The 14031-nt window shown below is 41.9% G+C and carries 18 protein-coding genes; 15 read left to right on the plus strand and 3 right to left on the minus strand.

Annotated features, from left to right (window positions below):
- Positions 1 to 88 precede the first annotated feature (88 nt).
- From J7E35_RS06975 to phoU, 5 genes are all read left to right on the plus strand, one after another.
- Positions 89 to 1042, plus strand: a complete 954-nt coding sequence (locus J7E35_RS06975) for a PstS family phosphate ABC transporter substrate-binding protein (protein ID WP_214778289.1) — start codon at positions 89 to 91, stop codon at positions 1040 to 1042.
- Between the two features lie 115 nt (positions 1043 to 1157).
- On the plus strand, positions 1158 to 2132 hold the full coding sequence (gene pstC / locus J7E35_RS06980; protein WP_214778291.1) for a phosphate ABC transporter permease subunit PstC: 975 nt from the start codon (positions 1158 to 1160) through the stop codon (positions 2130 to 2132).
- 1 nt (position 2133) lies between these two features.
- Positions 2134 to 3018 carry a phosphate ABC transporter permease PstA gene (gene pstA / locus J7E35_RS06985; RefSeq protein WP_214778293.1) on the plus strand — a complete coding sequence of 295 codons (885 nt, stop codon included), beginning with the start codon at positions 2134 to 2136 and terminating at the stop codon, positions 3016 to 3018.
- A 63-nt stretch (positions 3019 to 3081) separates the two neighbouring features.
- Entirely contained in the window at positions 3082 to 3855 is a 774-nt protein-coding gene (gene pstB / locus J7E35_RS06990) for a phosphate ABC transporter ATP-binding protein PstB (RefSeq protein WP_251009402.1), read from the plus strand.
- A gap of 38 nt (positions 3856 to 3893) precedes the next feature.
- Complete coding sequence (gene phoU, locus J7E35_RS06995; RefSeq protein ID WP_214778297.1) at positions 3894 to 4553, plus strand: phosphate signaling complex protein PhoU; 660 nt, start codon at positions 3894 to 3896, stop codon at positions 4551 to 4553.
- 72 nt (positions 4554 to 4625) lie between these two features.
- On the opposite strand, the gene J7E35_RS07000 is transcribed toward phoU, so the two are convergent.
- Positions 4626 to 5105 (minus strand): hypothetical protein, encoded by a 480-nt coding sequence (locus J7E35_RS07000; RefSeq protein WP_214778299.1) that lies wholly within the window; start codon positions 5103 to 5105, stop codon positions 4626 to 4628.
- Entirely contained in the window at positions 5102 to 5476 is a 375-nt protein-coding gene (locus tag J7E35_RS07005) for a hypothetical protein (RefSeq protein ID WP_192470881.1), read from the minus strand. The genes J7E35_RS07000 and J7E35_RS07005 overlap by 4 nt, the downstream gene beginning before the upstream one ends.
- 329 nt (positions 5477 to 5805) lie before the next feature.
- Here J7E35_RS07005 and J7E35_RS07010 point away from each other — a divergent pair, with 329 nt between their 5' ends.
- The 10 genes from J7E35_RS07010 to J7E35_RS07050 all read left to right on the plus strand — a co-directional run bounded on the left by J7E35_RS07010 (position 5806) and on the right by J7E35_RS07050 (position 13177).
- Complete coding sequence (locus tag J7E35_RS07010; protein WP_214778301.1) at positions 5806 to 6249, plus strand: DUF4912 domain-containing protein; 444 nt, start codon at positions 5806 to 5808, stop codon at positions 6247 to 6249.
- Positions 6246 to 7460, plus strand: a complete 1215-nt coding sequence (locus tag J7E35_RS07015) for a glycosyltransferase family 4 protein (RefSeq protein ID WP_214778303.1) — start codon at positions 6246 to 6248, stop codon at positions 7458 to 7460. The genes J7E35_RS07010 and J7E35_RS07015 overlap by 4 nt, the downstream gene beginning before the upstream one ends.
- Positions 7457 to 8089 (plus strand): hypothetical protein, encoded by a 633-nt coding sequence (locus J7E35_RS07020; RefSeq protein ID WP_214778305.1) that lies wholly within the window; start codon positions 7457 to 7459, stop codon positions 8087 to 8089. The genes J7E35_RS07015 and J7E35_RS07020 overlap by 4 nt, the downstream gene beginning before the upstream one ends.
- 56 nt (positions 8090 to 8145) lie before the next feature.
- A complete protein-coding gene (rpmG, locus tag J7E35_RS07025; protein WP_192470885.1) occupies positions 8146 to 8295 on the plus strand; it encodes a 50S ribosomal protein L33 in 150 nt (49 codons plus the stop codon).
- A 157-nt stretch (positions 8296 to 8452) separates the two neighbouring features.
- Positions 8453 to 9022 carry a 5-formyltetrahydrofolate cyclo-ligase gene (locus J7E35_RS07030; protein ID WP_214778307.1) on the plus strand — a complete coding sequence of 190 codons (570 nt, stop codon included), beginning with the start codon at positions 8453 to 8455 and terminating at the stop codon, positions 9020 to 9022.
- A complete protein-coding gene (locus J7E35_RS07035) occupies positions 9012 to 9800 on the plus strand; it encodes a DUF92 domain-containing protein (RefSeq protein WP_214778309.1) in 789 nt (262 codons plus the stop codon). Before J7E35_RS07030 ends, J7E35_RS07035 begins: the two co-directional genes overlap by 11 nt.
- Before the next feature lie 207 nt (positions 9801 to 10007).
- On the plus strand, positions 10008 to 10958 hold the full coding sequence (locus J7E35_RS07040; protein WP_214778311.1) for an L-lactate dehydrogenase: 951 nt from the start codon (positions 10008 to 10010) through the stop codon (positions 10956 to 10958).
- A gap of 152 nt (positions 10959 to 11110) precedes the next feature.
- A complete protein-coding gene (locus J7E35_RS07045; RefSeq protein ID WP_214778312.1) occupies positions 11111 to 11308 on the plus strand; it encodes a hypothetical protein in 198 nt (65 codons plus the stop codon).
- A gap of 89 nt (positions 11309 to 11397) precedes the next feature.
- The gene (locus tag J7E35_RS23460; RefSeq protein WP_285290767.1) at positions 11398 to 11532 is read left to right on the plus strand and encodes a hypothetical protein; all 135 of its coding nucleotides are present in this window, start codon (positions 11398 to 11400) and stop codon (positions 11530 to 11532) included.
- Positions 11533 to 11650: 118 nt separating this feature from the next.
- Positions 11651 to 13177 carry a rhomboid family intramembrane serine protease gene (locus J7E35_RS07050; RefSeq protein WP_251040805.1) on the plus strand — a complete coding sequence of 509 codons (1527 nt, stop codon included), beginning with the start codon at positions 11651 to 11653 and terminating at the stop codon, positions 13175 to 13177.
- Here the strand turns inward: J7E35_RS07050 and J7E35_RS07055 are convergent.
- Positions 13149 to 14030 carry a hypothetical protein gene (locus J7E35_RS07055; RefSeq protein WP_214778314.1) on the minus strand — a complete coding sequence of 294 codons (882 nt, stop codon included), beginning with the start codon at positions 14028 to 14030 and terminating at the stop codon, positions 13149 to 13151. The two genes, J7E35_RS07050 and J7E35_RS07055, sit on opposite strands and share 29 nt — an antisense overlap.
- Between the last annotated feature and the right edge of the window lies 1 nt (position 14031).

The following is a 14031-nucleotide window of genomic DNA, read 5'->3' on the forward strand; positions in this document are numbered from 1 at the left end:
TACATTCAGTTAAAACAACGTTAAAAAAAAGAAAGTATTCTTATTTCTGTAGGACATAACATCCACATCTCGTAGGGGGAATAAAAGAATGAAAAGTCTTAAAAAGATGAGCCTGTTTATAACGCTGGCAGCTGTTATGGTATTCACTGCTGCATGCGGCGGTGGAGATAACGAAGGTGGAAATGGCGAAGAACTAGAAGGCAGCGTGGTCATCGACGGATCAGGAACAGTTTATCCTTTCATGGCACGAATGGCTGAAAACTATATGGGAGAACAAGAAAATGTCTCCGTTGAAGTAAGCCGCTCCGGAACATCGGCCGGTTTCAAGAAATTCCTTGCAGAAGATGGAACAGACTTCAACAATGCTTCTCGCCAGATTAAGGAAGAAGAAAAAGCAGAAGCTGAAAAACTTGGTATAGAAGTACAAGAAATGAAAGTTGCACTTGATGGGATTACAATCGTCATCAATAAAGACAATGACTGGGCTACTGAGCTTACCGAACAAGAAGTTAAAGATATTTTCCTTGCTAGCGCTGGAAAGAAAAAATGGTCTGATGTCCGTGCCGAATTCCCGAATGAAGAAATCAAGACATACGGCCCCAACGAAAACCACGGTACTTACGAGTTTATGTTCGAAAATATCCTAGAAGAACAAGATTTAGTTGAAGGTATCAATCTGCAGCAAGACTACTCAACACTTGTAGATCTAGTATCAAAAGATAAAAATGCAATTGGTTTCTTTGGTTATGGTTACTATGAAAGCAACAAAGATAAGCTTTCTGCAGTAAAAGTGGACTTCGGCAATGGCCCTGTAGAGCCGTCTCTTGACACAATCAAAGAAGATGGCGACTATGCACCATTCACACGTCCGGTGTTCACTTACTTAAACGTGAACAATGCGAAAGAAAAACCACAAGTACTTGATTATGCTATTTACACAATGAACAATGCACAGGATGTTGCGAAAGACACTGGCTTCGCACCTTTAGCTGACGAAGATGTAAAAGCTGTTCTTGATACATTAAATGGCATGAAGAAGTAAAAACCAGGCACATGAGGAGATGAGAGGTCTAAGCTTCTCATCTTCTTGCGTGTAAATATGTTACTTTATTTTCCCTTGGGTACTATAAGGAAAAGTCCTTCCTTGGATGAGAAGGATGAAAGGGGTTATTCGCGTGGCAAAAAGCGTTGTCCGAAATCACGGCCAAGAGTTGAATGTTCGTGAAATCATACAGGAAAAGAAAAGAACTAAAAGCATCACAAATACAACTGAAAAATTAATACCAAAGATATTATTTGGGATTGCAGCAATCTCAGTTTTTACGACAATTGGAATTGTACTTACATTATTGACCGAAACGATTGCCTTTTTTAGGGCTGTTCCTTTTATAGACTTCTTCACAGGCACTAAATTGAAGCCTCTGGGTGAAAATGCAGTATTTGGCGTATTACCTTTGCTTACAGGCACTCTCATCTCCACTGTAATTGCAATGCTTGTAGCTATTCCGGTGGGACTCATGACTGCGATCTTCTTAAGTGAGTATGCCTCTGAGAAGACTCGAAGGTTATTAAAGCCCATCCTTGAAATTTTAGCAGGGATCCCGACCATCGTTTATGGTTTCTTTGCTTTTACTTTTGTAACACCGCTTTTGAGATCATTTATTCCCGGCCTGGAACCGACAAATATATTGAGCCCGGGTATCGTAATGGGAATCATGATCATTCCGATGGTTGCATCTTTATCGGAAGATGCGATGAGTTCTGTACCGAACGCCATGAGGGAAGGTGCCTTGGCTCTCGGTGCCACCAAGCTCGAGGTAACATGGAAGGTTGTCATCCCGGCAGCAATTTCAGGAATCATTGCCTCATTTGTGCTTGGAATTTCCAGGGCTATTGGCGAAACGATGATTGTGGCGATAGCCAGCGGCAGTTCAAAGAACTTCACCTTCGATGTTACACAATCGATGCAGACTATGACGGCGTATATTGTTGAAGTCACTGGCGGCGAGGCGGCTGCCGGCACAACCTTATACTACAGTCTTTATGCTGTTGCTATGACATTATTTGTGTTCACACTGATCATGAACCTTATCGCTCAGTATATCTCTCGCAAGTTCAGGGAGGAATATTAAGATGAAATATGTAGATTCGACTCAAGTCCAGAAAAAAATGGGTACCAGGTTATTTGCAAACAACTTTGCAAAAGGACTATTTTTGCTTGCCACGCTTTTCGGCCTGATCGTTTTGGTTGTCTTAATCTACCGTGTTTTAAAAGATGGATTACCATGGATCAATGTCGATTTCCTGATGAATAGACTATCTACTGACCCTGAAAGAGCCGGTATCTGGGGAGCGATTACCGGAACTCTTTGGCTAATGGTTGTAGTGGCTCCAGTAACGATGATTCTTGGAATTGGAACAGCGATTTATCTTGAAGAATACGCAACAAAAGGCCGTATTTCTTCATTCATTAAGACGAACATCTCTAATCTGGCAGGGGTTCCTTCCGTTGTTTTCGGGATTCTTGGCTTGACTGTGTTTGCTAGGACCCTAGATTTAGGTTCAGTTGTACTGGCCGGCGGATTGACGATGGCATTGCTCGTACTGCCAGTCGTTGTGGTGGCAAGCCAGGAAGCGATTCGGGCTGTTCCCCAATTCCTCCGGGAAGCATCTTTTGGCATGGGCGCTACTAAATGGCAGACAATCAAGAATGTCGTTTTGCCAGCTGCATTGCCTGGAATCCTCACTGGAGTTATTCTTGCTCTGTCACGTGCTATTGGGGAAACTGCACCACTTGTCGTTATAGGCATTCCTGCACTGTTAATACCTATTCCAGATGGAATCTTTGACAAATTCACGATATTGCCAGTACAAATTTATTACTGGACAATTGACTCTGCACTGGTTGCTGAGTATGCTAACCTGGCAGCTGCAACGATTGTCATTCTGTTGCTCGTTTTGTTTGTGATGAACTCAATTGCCATTTTGATCCGTAATAAATTCCAAAAGAGATATTAGTCTGGGAGGTTTTAACATATGTCAGTAGTAACAGATAAGGCGAATACGACTGTAAATGCAAACATGGTGAAAGAGGATGCTCAAAAGGTTGTATATGAAACAAAGGATCTTAATCTGTGGTATGGAGAAGGTCACGCGTTGAAAAATATTAACCTGGCGATCAATGAGAATGAAGTAACAGCAATTATTGGGCCGTCCGGCTGTGGTAAATCGACATACATCAAAACATTGAACAGAATGGTTGAGCTGGTCCCTACTGTAAAGATTTCCGGAGAGATTTTATACAGAGGGAGAAATATCCTTGATAAAGCCTATCAGGTTGAGGATTTAAGAACGAGTGTCGGCATGGTGTTCCAAAAACCGAATCCATTCCCTAAATCCATTTATGATAATATCGCTTATGGCCCTAAGATCCATGGAATCCGCGATAAGAAAATCCTTGATGAAATTGTTGAAAAGAGCTTAAGAGGTGCTGCAATCTGGGATGATGTTAAAGACCGTTTGAACCAGAATGCATACGGCTTGTCAGGCGGGCAGCAGCAGCGTATCTGTATCGCACGTGCTCTGGCCATTGAACCGGATGTCATCCTGATGGACGAACCTACATCTGCACTTGATCCGATTTCCACCTTGAAGGTCGAGGAACTGGTACAGGAATTGAAGAAAGACTATAGTATCATAATCGTTACACATAATATGCAGCAGGCTGCCCGTATTTCTGACAAGACTGCATTCTTCCTGAATGGGGAAGTCATTGAATTTGCCCAGACGGATAAGATCTTCTCCAATCCATCAGACAAGAGGACAGAAGATTATATTACTGGACGATTCGGTTGATTTTTAATCTTGAAATTTCATTGGAAGGATGAGGATGCATGGTAGTTAGAGGGAAGTTTGAAGAAGACCTGAAGACATTGCACGGAAAATTGCTGGAGCTTGGAAACTTTGCGGTCAACGCACTTAACCAGTCGCTGGAAGCCCTTGAAAACAAGGATATCGAACTTGCTTTGAAAATCCTTGAAGATGATGCGGAAGCTAATATACTGGAAGAAGAAATCAATGATTTTGCGATTTTATTGATCGCTAAGCAGCAGCCAGTTGCTGTGGATTTAAGACGGTTGATTGTTGCGATCAAAATTGCGACGGATATCGAGAGAATGGCGGACTTTGCCGTCAATATTGCCAAGTCTACAATCAGGATTGGTAAAGAACCGCTTGTTAAACCCATTGAGCACATCAAGCAAATGCACAAGATCTCAGTTGAGATGCTAAAGTTATCGTTAGAAGCCTATAACGAAGAGGACCTTGGCAAAGCAAGACAAGTAGCACAAATGGATGACCAGGTTGACGACCTTTATGGAGAGACAATAAAGGAACTTTTGAGCCTTGCTCAAACCAAGCCAGAACAGCTGGCGCAAATCACTCAGCTTTCATTTATCAGCCGTTACCTTGAACGCTCAGCAGATCACGTTACGAATATCGCTGAAAATGTATTTTATCTGGTAAAAGGGAAGCGGTACGATCTGAATCAATAAGCATTCGAAAGAGAGGGGGATTCCCTCTCTTTTTTGTACAAAAAAAGACCCTCCAGAGAGGGCGCTGCGTAATTATCGATTTTTCGTGATGATTTTCGCGATTTGGTGATAATCCAGGCCGCTTTTCAGTTCATACTTGCCGATTTGTACCTTTGTGTGGTAACCCTTATCAATAAGGAACCGCTCGAATTTGGTTTCATCATCGATGATCCCTTGACTTTCCAGCATCGTCGCGACATCACCAGGTGACATGCCACCAGCGATAATGAGAGTAAATGGCTTCTCCTCTTTAACTTCCTCGGCCTTTTCTTCAGTGGCTTCTTCTTTCGGTTTTTCTTCTTTCACAACTTCTGCTTTTTTCTCGTTTAGTTCAGCAAACTCGGCGCTGCTCAACACCTTATAGCCCTTTTCTTCAAGTATCTTCATTGCTTCTGACACCGCAACAACTTTCTTCTTTGGTTCTTTTTCAGCAATCACGCTGCTGCCTGCCCAGAGAAAAATTGCTGCAAAAATGAGTCCTAACGCGAATGCTTGCGCTGTTCTTTTATTCATACGATCTGTCCTTTATCAACAAATTCATTAATGATCTCCTGAACTTCCTGGTTCGTAAGAGATGATTGCTTTGCAATTTGGTTTATATCCATCCCTTGCTGGGCAAGCGACCATACCTGATTTTTTATGATATCGTGAATTTGCTTTTTGCCAGTATTGAATGAAGATTGCTTTTCCAGAGTTGTATCGTTTACAAGCAGTTCTTCCTCCAGTACCTTAAGCTTCTTCTTGATCTGGTATAAATCCTGGATTTGCTGGATTGTCAGCTGGTCGATTTCTTCGCGCAATTCTTTGTATGGATCTTTCAAAAAGAAAGAAAGTGCGAAAAGAAGCGCGGCCAGGACAAAAAGGCTGATGATTATATAGCCCATCTGTTATTCCTCCCGAGCTGTTATTAGAACACATAGAATTAGTTTACCATTCAAGGCAGGAAAATTCGATTTATATTTTTTTCCTGAAAAAAAATGATAGATTTGTCTTATTATGATTTCCAGTCACTGTAAAGGCTGTCGAATTCCCTCCATATTTGTAATCCTAATAGACTATTGAAAAATAATTGGAGAGTTAAGCACAGAGTATTCAGCAAGCTGCAAATTGCGACAATTTGCGTTCATTGTGGCTGGCAGAGGAACATGCTAACATAAATTTAACGAATATATTTTCAATTCCATTAATATAATGATTCATTTGGGGGTGCATCGTGACAGAGAAGGATCAAAAAATATACAAGCTTCAGGACCAGTTAGTTGCGATAAGCCTTTCGCCTGGAAAGCTGCTGGTTTACTGGCAGCTGCAGGATGAAAAAGTCCAGTTCATCTGCGAATATTTTTATATACCGGAAGACCAGGTCATCAAGGGCCTGCGCTTAATTGAGCATGGTTCTAGTAGAGTCCTCCATGAGGTCATTCTTCGTCAAGGAGTGTCAAGCTGGGTGTTCAAGGGAATCAAGCCAACAGGTAATTATTATGTTGAATTAGGAGTTAAGCGCAGTTCAGAGACATTTTTGCCATTATTAAAATCAAATTCGATTATTCAGGATGGCAAGATCCAGTTAACGGCGGGGCAGCCACCTTCACCCGGATGGGTTGGGAAGGTAAGCACCTACACCTATTATGAGAATCTTGAAGGGAGCATCTTCAATTGAAAGGCATCGAGAATCAAAAAGAGAAAACTATTTTGATGCTCTCATGGGAATATCCCCCCCATATAATAGGCGGGCTTGCCAGACATGTACATGCACTGGCAACTGAACTTGGCAACAGAAATCAGCAAATTCACGTTCTAACGAGCAGACCGGATGATAGCCGAGAATATGACTATCAAGGAAATGTACATATCCACCGGGTAAATCCAATTAATGACCAGGACACGGATTTCCTCTCCTGGATGGCCGGGTTGAATGTGGCAATCATTGAAGAAGTATTGAATATCGCCAACCACATTAAATTCGATCTTGTCCACACCCATGATTGGATGACAGGACCCGCTGCAAAGTTTCTCAGCAAAAAATTGGAGATACCACTGATTGCAACCGTGCATGGCACGGAATTTGGCCGTAATAAAGGCATTTTTTCCGATCTTCAGCAATTTATTTCAAAGAAAGAAAAGGAACTCTGCCGTGATGCAGATGAAATTATTGTATGCAGTGACTTTATGGAAGCTGAGATCCTCTCTTTATTTGAAGTCCCCAATAACAAGATTTCGGTCATTCCGAATGGGGCAATGTCAGAAAAATTGGAGCAGCCCCCTTTAGATATTGAAGAGTTATATCCGTTTTTAAAAGGAAAGAAAATGGTTTACTCCATAGGAAGAATCGTTAAGGAAAAAGGATTTCAAACCTTGATTGCGGCTGCAGACCTGTTGAAGATGAAGGTCGAGGATCTATGTTTTGTGGTAGCAGGTAATGGGCCCTTATTAGAATGGTACAGGCAAAAGGTTAAGGAGCTGGGACTGGATGGGTTTGTCCATTTTATCGGCTTCGTTAATGAAGATATCCGGAACAGCTTGATGATGAGAGCTGATATCGCTGTTTTTGCCAGCAGTTATGAACCATTTGGACTTGCAGCTGCTGAGACACTTGCTGCAGGTGTCCCGACAGTCGTGGCAAAAACCGGGGGCATGCAAACATTGATAGAGGATTATAAAACAGGTTTTTACATGCAGCCAGGGGATGAAAAAAATCTTGTCCGCATTATCGAATGGATTCTTGAAAATGAAGCCTGTTCTGAGGAAATCGGCCGAAACGCTTTGGAATCAATCAATGAAAAATTCAGTTGGGCACAAAATGCAAGGGCTACAGATACACTGTATATAAGAGCGCTATCAAAAAATTGCCAAAAGGAGGGTATTAAATGAAGGTAAATGCTTATCTCCAGATCGATAATGAAGAGAACTTCGGACGGAGCAGGAAACCATTGATTTTTAGTCCAGGCATATGGGTGAATGGAAAAGTGTATTGGCTTGGGAATATGACGGAGAAACTCCTGCCGCAGGAAGATTTGTCGATAAGAATCAAACAGGCAAATGTTCATTCAAGGGTTGATTTTTTCGATCTTTATGTGACGAATCATTCCAAAGTTGGCAAAGAAGCGAGGTTAATCCTGATGCAGCGCCATGCAGAAAGCGCCAATGAACAATTCAGCTTTGTCTCACCAAATGAAAATGTCATCTTCCATTTTGCAGATAAAAGGGTTTATCTCGTAAATGGTTTAAATAGCAATGGGAGTATGAAGCAGTGTACAGTTCAGCCGATATGGAATGTGAGCACAGAACGGCTTTGGAATTGCCGGAAATCAGGTAAGCTTAATTATCAGCCAATGGCAAAGGGAACTGCAGCAAGCCTGTTTTCGCTCGATTTGAAAATGAACCCCCGTGAAACACAAAAAAGCAGCTGCTGGATGATCGAAGGAAATGAAAAAAATACAGTTGTTCATTTGAATGCAATGCTTTTAAAAAACACACTAGCAATTCACGACAAAAAGTGATATTATAGAAAAGTCGTATGCACGAACCTAGCTCGAATAGTTTGGAGGGAAATTACATGCGTGTAAATATTACATTAGCTTGCACAGAATGCGGAGAGCGCAACTATATTTCTAAAAAAAATAAGCGTAACAACCCAGATCGTCTTGAGCTTAAGAAATACTGCTCTAGAGATAAGCGCGCGACTACACATCGCGAAACAAAATAAGCAGCGGGATTTTTCCCAGCTGCTTTTTTGTTTGTCTAAAAACCTATAAATCATTTCTCCGATGCTGGCAGGAATGGTATTGTTAAAATATATAATTCATACAGATGTGCAGAGATCAATACATAAAATAGCCTATAACCTTTGGGGGGAAGCATGAATGGATGCAAAAAAAGATCTGAGAAAGAACATTATAGCAATGTTATCAGAGATTAGCCTGCCTCAATATGAAGACCAGTCTTACAAGATTGCACAGCAGCTATTTAAAAGTGACGAATGGATGGAAGCTTCAACAGTGGCGGTTACTGTTTCGAAAGCTCCGGAAGTAGATACGTTTCAAATCATCAGGAAGGGCTGGGAGCAGAGGAAAAGGATGGTCGTTCCAAAATGCGAACCGAAGTCACGAAAATTGGATTTCAGGGAACTGAAGCAATTTTCTGAACTTGAATCAGTCTACTATGGTTTATTGGAGCCGATTGTTTCCGAAACGAATCCAGTAGACTCTGATGAGATAGACTTAGTGGTCGTCCCAGGACTCGCTTTTTCAAAGAACGGCTATAGGCTTGGGTTCGGTGGAGGATACTATGACCGTTTTCTGGCAAACTATCGGGGAAAAACGGTTTCTCTGGCGTTTAAAGACCAGATTCTTTCTCAAGTTCCCGTTGAAAGCCATGATATCGCTGTGAAAAAAATCATCACCAGCGAGGGAGTTATCATCATTGGAGACTGACCAGCTCTTGGTAATTGGATTTATCGCAATATTCTCGGCAGCTTCAGGATATTTTAAATTTTTGAAACCATCGGGAGCTTTTGCCGCTTTTTTTACCGGATTGTTCATATGGGCCGGTTTCGGTTTAAGGGGACTTCTATTGATGGGGGCTTTCTTTATTACCTCGAGCTTGCTGTCAAGGTATAAAAGCAAACGAAAGGAACACCTGGGTGAATTGCATGAGAAAGGGTCGGCAAGGGATTGGGCCCAGGTAGCTGCCAATGGGGGAACTGCAGCATTAGCGGGTCTTGCAAACTTTATTGCACCCGACCCGGTTTGGCTCATGGTACTTGCAATCTCCATCGCCAGTGCCAATGCAGATACATGGGCTTCAGAACTGGGCGTGTTAAGCAAACAGCAGCCAGTATCGATCAAATCCTTTAAAAGGGTGCCAAGTGGAACCTCGGGTGCAGTTTCAGGATATGGAACATTAGCATCTGCAGCTGGTTCCCTGGTAATCGCTTTAATCGCTGGTTACATGTTGAGTGTGGAACCTGTCTGGGTAATCCTGGTATTTATTTTCGGATTGGCAGGGTCGTTGCTGGATACATTGCTTGGTGCCTACCTTCAGGCAGGATTCCAATGTGTCCGCTGTCATTTGCCTACTGAAAAATTGACCCATTGCTCCATTCCAACTAAACAGATATCAGGCTTTAGCAGAATAAACAACGACGCTGTTAATTTTATCTCAGGTCTTACTGTGGCTATTATGGGAATGGCATTATATAACATCCTTTAAAACAATCAGAAACTTTGTTCGTTCTTCTGGTTTATTGGTTATGAAGTGATCCAGACATAGAAGCTCCAATCAAGGCTAAACTTATAGAATTGAAATGTAACAAAATGTTTATAATGATAACGTTTACTAAGATTATTAGCCCTATATTCAGCTGCAAAGAAAAAGTACAATCTAATTAACGAGTAAATTAAACAAGGTGGTATCTAGATGAAAAATCATGTAAACCGTGTTGTCCTGGTTGGAACAGGCTTCGTTGGTTCAAGTTACGCATTTGCGATGGTCAATCAGGGAGTAACTGAAGAGTTAGTGCTTGTTGACCTTAACAAGGAAAAGTCAGAAGGGGACGCAATGGATTTAAACCATGGTATGGCGTTTGCTCCTTCCCAGACGAAAATCTGGTTTGGTTCGTATGCTGATTGCAAAGATGCAGATTTGGTTGTGCTATGTGCAGGAGCCAATCAAAAACCAGGAGAAACAAGGCTCGATCTTGTGGAAAAGAACTCTAGAATTTTTAAAAGCATTGTCGATGAAATCATGGCCAGCGGTTTTGACGGGATTTTTCTTGTCGCAACTAACCCTGTCGATATCCTCACATATGCTGTATGGAAATACTCCGGCCTGCCAAAAGAACGCGTAATAGGTTCAGGGACAATACTGGATACCGCAAGATTCCGCTTCTTGCTAGGAGACTATTTCAAAGTAGATACCCGGAACGTCCATGCCTATATCATAGGTGAACATGGTGATACGGAATTGCCTGTATGGAGTCATGCTGACATAGGCGGTAAGCCGATCGCCAAAATGATGAAAGACCAGGAGCATTATAAGCACGATGACCTCGAGGAAATTTTTACGAATGTACGTGATGCTGCCTATCATATCATCCAGCGTAAAGGTGCTACCTATTATGGAATTGCCATGGGTCTTGTCCGGTTGACTAAAGCGATTCTCCAGGATGAAAACTCGATTTTGACAGTTTCAGCACACCTAAGCGGTGAATATGGCCATGAAGATATCTATATCGGAGTTCCAGCTATCGTCAATCGCAACGGCATCCGGGAAATTGTCGAACTGTCCCTGGATGAAGATGAACAAAAGAAATTTGCCCATTCTGTAGAAGTGTTAAGGAAAGTCATGGAGCCTGTCATAAAAGGATAGAAAAATGGGCTGCTGATTACTGCAGCCCATTATTTTATTCACTGTTATGTAACCGCTTTCTTCTATTATATATACATCTTTTGATGCAGTATTTTAAAGACGGGTGGATAAATAGTTGGATATATTGCCAAAATAAAAAGGGAGGGATTTATATGGTAAGGAAAATGGTCTCTATCTTCATGCTTGGACTGGCAGGATATTTTGTTTTTGAGAATAGGTACCGGCTCATGAATATGCTACTTGGCAACAGGTTTTTACGCCGGGTGGCTGTGGGTTCAATCATGGGCATGCCTGGTATTAGAAGCAAAATGATGGATTCATTATTCTCAGGACCTTCAGAGTTTCAGTAAAGGCTGTTATCGCATTGATTGTTGCTTTTCGAACCTATACAAGTATTCGAATTAATAAAGGTATCGGGCTCATTTCGAGGATATTTCTAATGGAAATTTACGGTCATACTTGTAAAAACCCAGGTGCCGGTTTTTTTACTCTTGTTGAGAAAGCTGCAACGTTTACGAAAAGAGCCTCAGTAAAAGACCTTGTCGGGTCTTTTTCTGTTTCGGAGGGCTATTAATATCTTGGTGATGAAGCTTTAGTTTATAATCATTATATAGAGGAAAGATAAAATTCATATTAACGGCTGGGACCGGAGCAGGAAAGTAGGGGAGAAGTTGGCTTTTTTGGAAGAGTATTTGTTTTGGAAGGTCGCGGAATTCCTGATTGTGAAGAAGGAGTATCGTATCCTCCAGCTATCGCAGGAACATGGAGAGCTGTGGCTGGAAAAAACAGAAAACAAGCATTCGCAGGTTGTTCGCCTGCTGCAATATAATCTTGATTGGAGCAACTGGCTGCTTCGCGATATCGGAATGACTGCGGAGAATGGTGACAGAATCCGCAGGAAACTGGCTAAAGGAAACTTGAAGATTCTTAATCTTTACTTTAGTGCGTATCCCCCAGTAGATGATTATGAGTTCAGGATCGCCGAACCGGTCCTTTCGGAAAATGGAAAGGTAACGGTCGATTCCATAGTAGTAGAACGAGCAAATGCGTCTGAAGCAATAAGCAAAATAGAAAACCGGTTTGATGGTGCTATAGGGATTGAGCTGGCAGAGGAATTTTCTGTTAATGATGTAGAGTCCACTAAAAAAAATGCCCTCTCCAGTGCAGTTGGCCGAGCTAAAGAAGAGCAATCCGTATTTAATTATGGAAAGCCCTTTTTTACCTACCTATTTATTATTGTGCAGGTGTTGATGTTCTTGGTTCTTGAGGCAGCAGGAGGAAGCACAGATACATCAACATTGATAAAATTCGGTGCGAAGTTCAACCCGCTGATACTTGAGGGAGAGTGGTGGCGCTTTTTCACACCGATTATCATCCACATTGGATTGCTCCACTTGTTCATGAATACCCTCGCTTTATACTATTTAGGAACGATGGTTGAACGGCTTTACGGCAATTTGAGGTTTTTGTTTATATATACCTTTTCTGGCTTCAGCGGTGTGCTGGCCAGCTTCATCTTCAGCCCGAATCTTTCTGCAGGAGCGAGCGGTGCGATTTTTGGCTGCTTTGGCGCTTTACTTTATTTTGGTGTCGCGAAGCCAAGGCTTTTTTGGAGGACATTGGGACTGAATATTCTTGTAGTCCTTGGCATCAACCTTGCTTTTGGCTTTACCATTCCCGGAATCGATAATGCAGGCCATATAGGAGGGCTTGTTGGAGGGTTTGCCTCGGCAGGTATTTTCCACCTTCCCAAGAAGAAACGCCCCATGCTTCAAGGAGCATTCCTGGTTATTTCCGTTGCGGCCATTTTTTTATCATTGCAGTATGGTTTCAGCGGCAAAGCTAATTTAGTAGATGAAAGATCAATATTGGTTCTTGCACAACAGCATATAAAAGAGGAAGAGTATGAGCAGGCCAATGAGCTGCTTACAGATTATCGCCAGCTGGAAACACTTTCGGCCGAATCCTTATTTATGCTTTCCTATACCGAAATCAAGCTGGCCAGGCTTGAGAATGCCAAAAGCAATCTTCTTCAGGTGATTGAAATGGCTCCTGATTTCCACGAAGCCTATTATAATTTGGCCCTGATTTATTTCGATGAAAAAAGCCTGAAGGAAGCCAAAATTTATGCTGAAAAAGCGGTAGAGTTAAATCCAGGGCAGGAAAGTTACCGTACTACACTTGAGCAGATCAATCGCTACCTTGAAGAAGCTGCTTAAGTACGATGCTCTCACCAGTAGCAGTTTGTGTCACAACCAGCAGATGGCTTTTATCTCTTGAAACCAGAATCATAGGCATGGTACTGTCAAACGGATCAACGACAGTGCCATCGCTTTTTTTTATGCCCAGGTAATAATTTTTATATAATCCTTCCCAGAGCTTCCCGAGAATATTGGCAGTTTCCTTTTGTGTAAAACCTTTTAAAGGCTGGTCTTCGTACTGTCTGATTGTATCGAGCGGTACAGTTATATAATTCACTGCTTTGAACTTATACTTTTTTTCTGCCTTGCTTAAGCTTTTAGTAAGAGTGTTACTTACGCTCTGGTCAAGAACTTTCTTCCATTCTTTCTCCTGTTTGATTTTAGCGACCGAAAAGGACTGAAGTGGGCTGAAAGGAGAATCAATTACATATAGCATATCATCAGACATCCTCTGCGAGCTTGTGATTCTATCCCCGTCACCATGAAGTTCCGAATAATGAAAAGTGATGGCGTCATATTTTGCGCTTTCCCCGTGTGAAATGAAATCTTGCTGCTCTAAATCCGCTGTCTCCTGCTCCCACTTGGCAAACTTTCCTTTCAATAGACCATTTACAAACAAGAGCCCCATATCCTGTCTCAAGTATGCATCCTGGTCCAAAGTTGACTGTACCTTCCAATCAACTACATGTTTATTATTCTTTTTATCTTTTTGTAACGTTAACGACGTGCTTGCGCTTTTATACTTTACTGCATCATTCAATGGGAAGAAAGTGATGGTCTCCTCCGTACTGTTAATATTCTGAAGCTGGATCATCAAAGCAGAGACTGCTAAAGCCAGTGCACTAATACCCAAAAATAAAAACTTTTTCATC

This window comes from Bacillus sp. ISL-45 (assembly GCF_018613195.1).
In the GTDB taxonomy this organism is placed as follows: domain Bacteria; phylum Bacillota; class Bacilli; order Bacillales; family Cytobacillaceae; genus Mesobacillus.

What these genes read in the sequence shown, in the direction of transcription:
- J7E35_RS06975 (WP_214778289.1), top strand. Translation starts at nt 89, where the DNA reads ATGAAAAGTCTTAAAAAGATGAGCCTGTTTATAACGCTGGCAGCTGTT.
- pstC (WP_214778291.1), top strand. Translation starts at nt 1,158, where the DNA reads ATGAAAGGGGTTATTCGCGTGGCAAAAAGCGTTGTCCGAAATCACGGC.
- pstA (WP_214778293.1), top strand. Translation starts at nt 2,134, where the DNA reads ATGAAATATGTAGATTCGACTCAAGTCCAGAAAAAAATGGGTACCAGG.
- pstB (WP_251009402.1), top strand. Translation starts at nt 3,082, where the DNA reads ATGGTGAAAGAGGATGCTCAAAAGGTTGTATATGAAACAAAGGATCTT.
- phoU (WP_214778297.1), top strand. Translation starts at nt 3,894, where the DNA reads ATGGTAGTTAGAGGGAAGTTTGAAGAAGACCTGAAGACATTGCACGGA.
- J7E35_RS07000 (WP_214778299.1), bottom strand. Translation starts at nt 5,105, where the DNA reads ATGAATAAAAGAACAGCGCAAGCATTCGCGTTAGGACTCATTTTTGCA.
- J7E35_RS07005 (WP_192470881.1), bottom strand. Translation starts at nt 5,476, where the DNA reads ATGGGCTATATAATCATCAGCCTTTTTGTCCTGGCCGCGCTTCTTTTC.
- J7E35_RS07020 (WP_214778305.1), top strand. Translation starts at nt 7,457, where the DNA reads ATGAAGGTAAATGCTTATCTCCAGATCGATAATGAAGAGAACTTCGGA.
- rpmG (WP_192470885.1), top strand. Translation starts at nt 8,146, where the DNA reads ATGCGTGTAAATATTACATTAGCTTGCACAGAATGCGGAGAGCGCAAC.
- J7E35_RS07030 (WP_214778307.1), top strand. Translation starts at nt 8,453, where the DNA reads ATGGATGCAAAAAAAGATCTGAGAAAGAACATTATAGCAATGTTATCA.
- J7E35_RS07040 (WP_214778311.1), top strand. Translation starts at nt 10,008, where the DNA reads ATGAAAAATCATGTAAACCGTGTTGTCCTGGTTGGAACAGGCTTCGTT.
- J7E35_RS07045 (WP_214778312.1), top strand. Translation starts at nt 11,111, where the DNA reads ATGGTAAGGAAAATGGTCTCTATCTTCATGCTTGGACTGGCAGGATAT.
- J7E35_RS23460 (WP_285290767.1), top strand. Translation starts at nt 11,398, where the DNA reads ATGGAAATTTACGGTCATACTTGTAAAAACCCAGGTGCCGGTTTTTTT.
- J7E35_RS07055 (WP_214778314.1), bottom strand. Translation starts at nt 14,030, where the DNA reads ATGAAAAAGTTTTTATTTTTGGGTATTAGTGCACTGGCTTTAGCAGTC.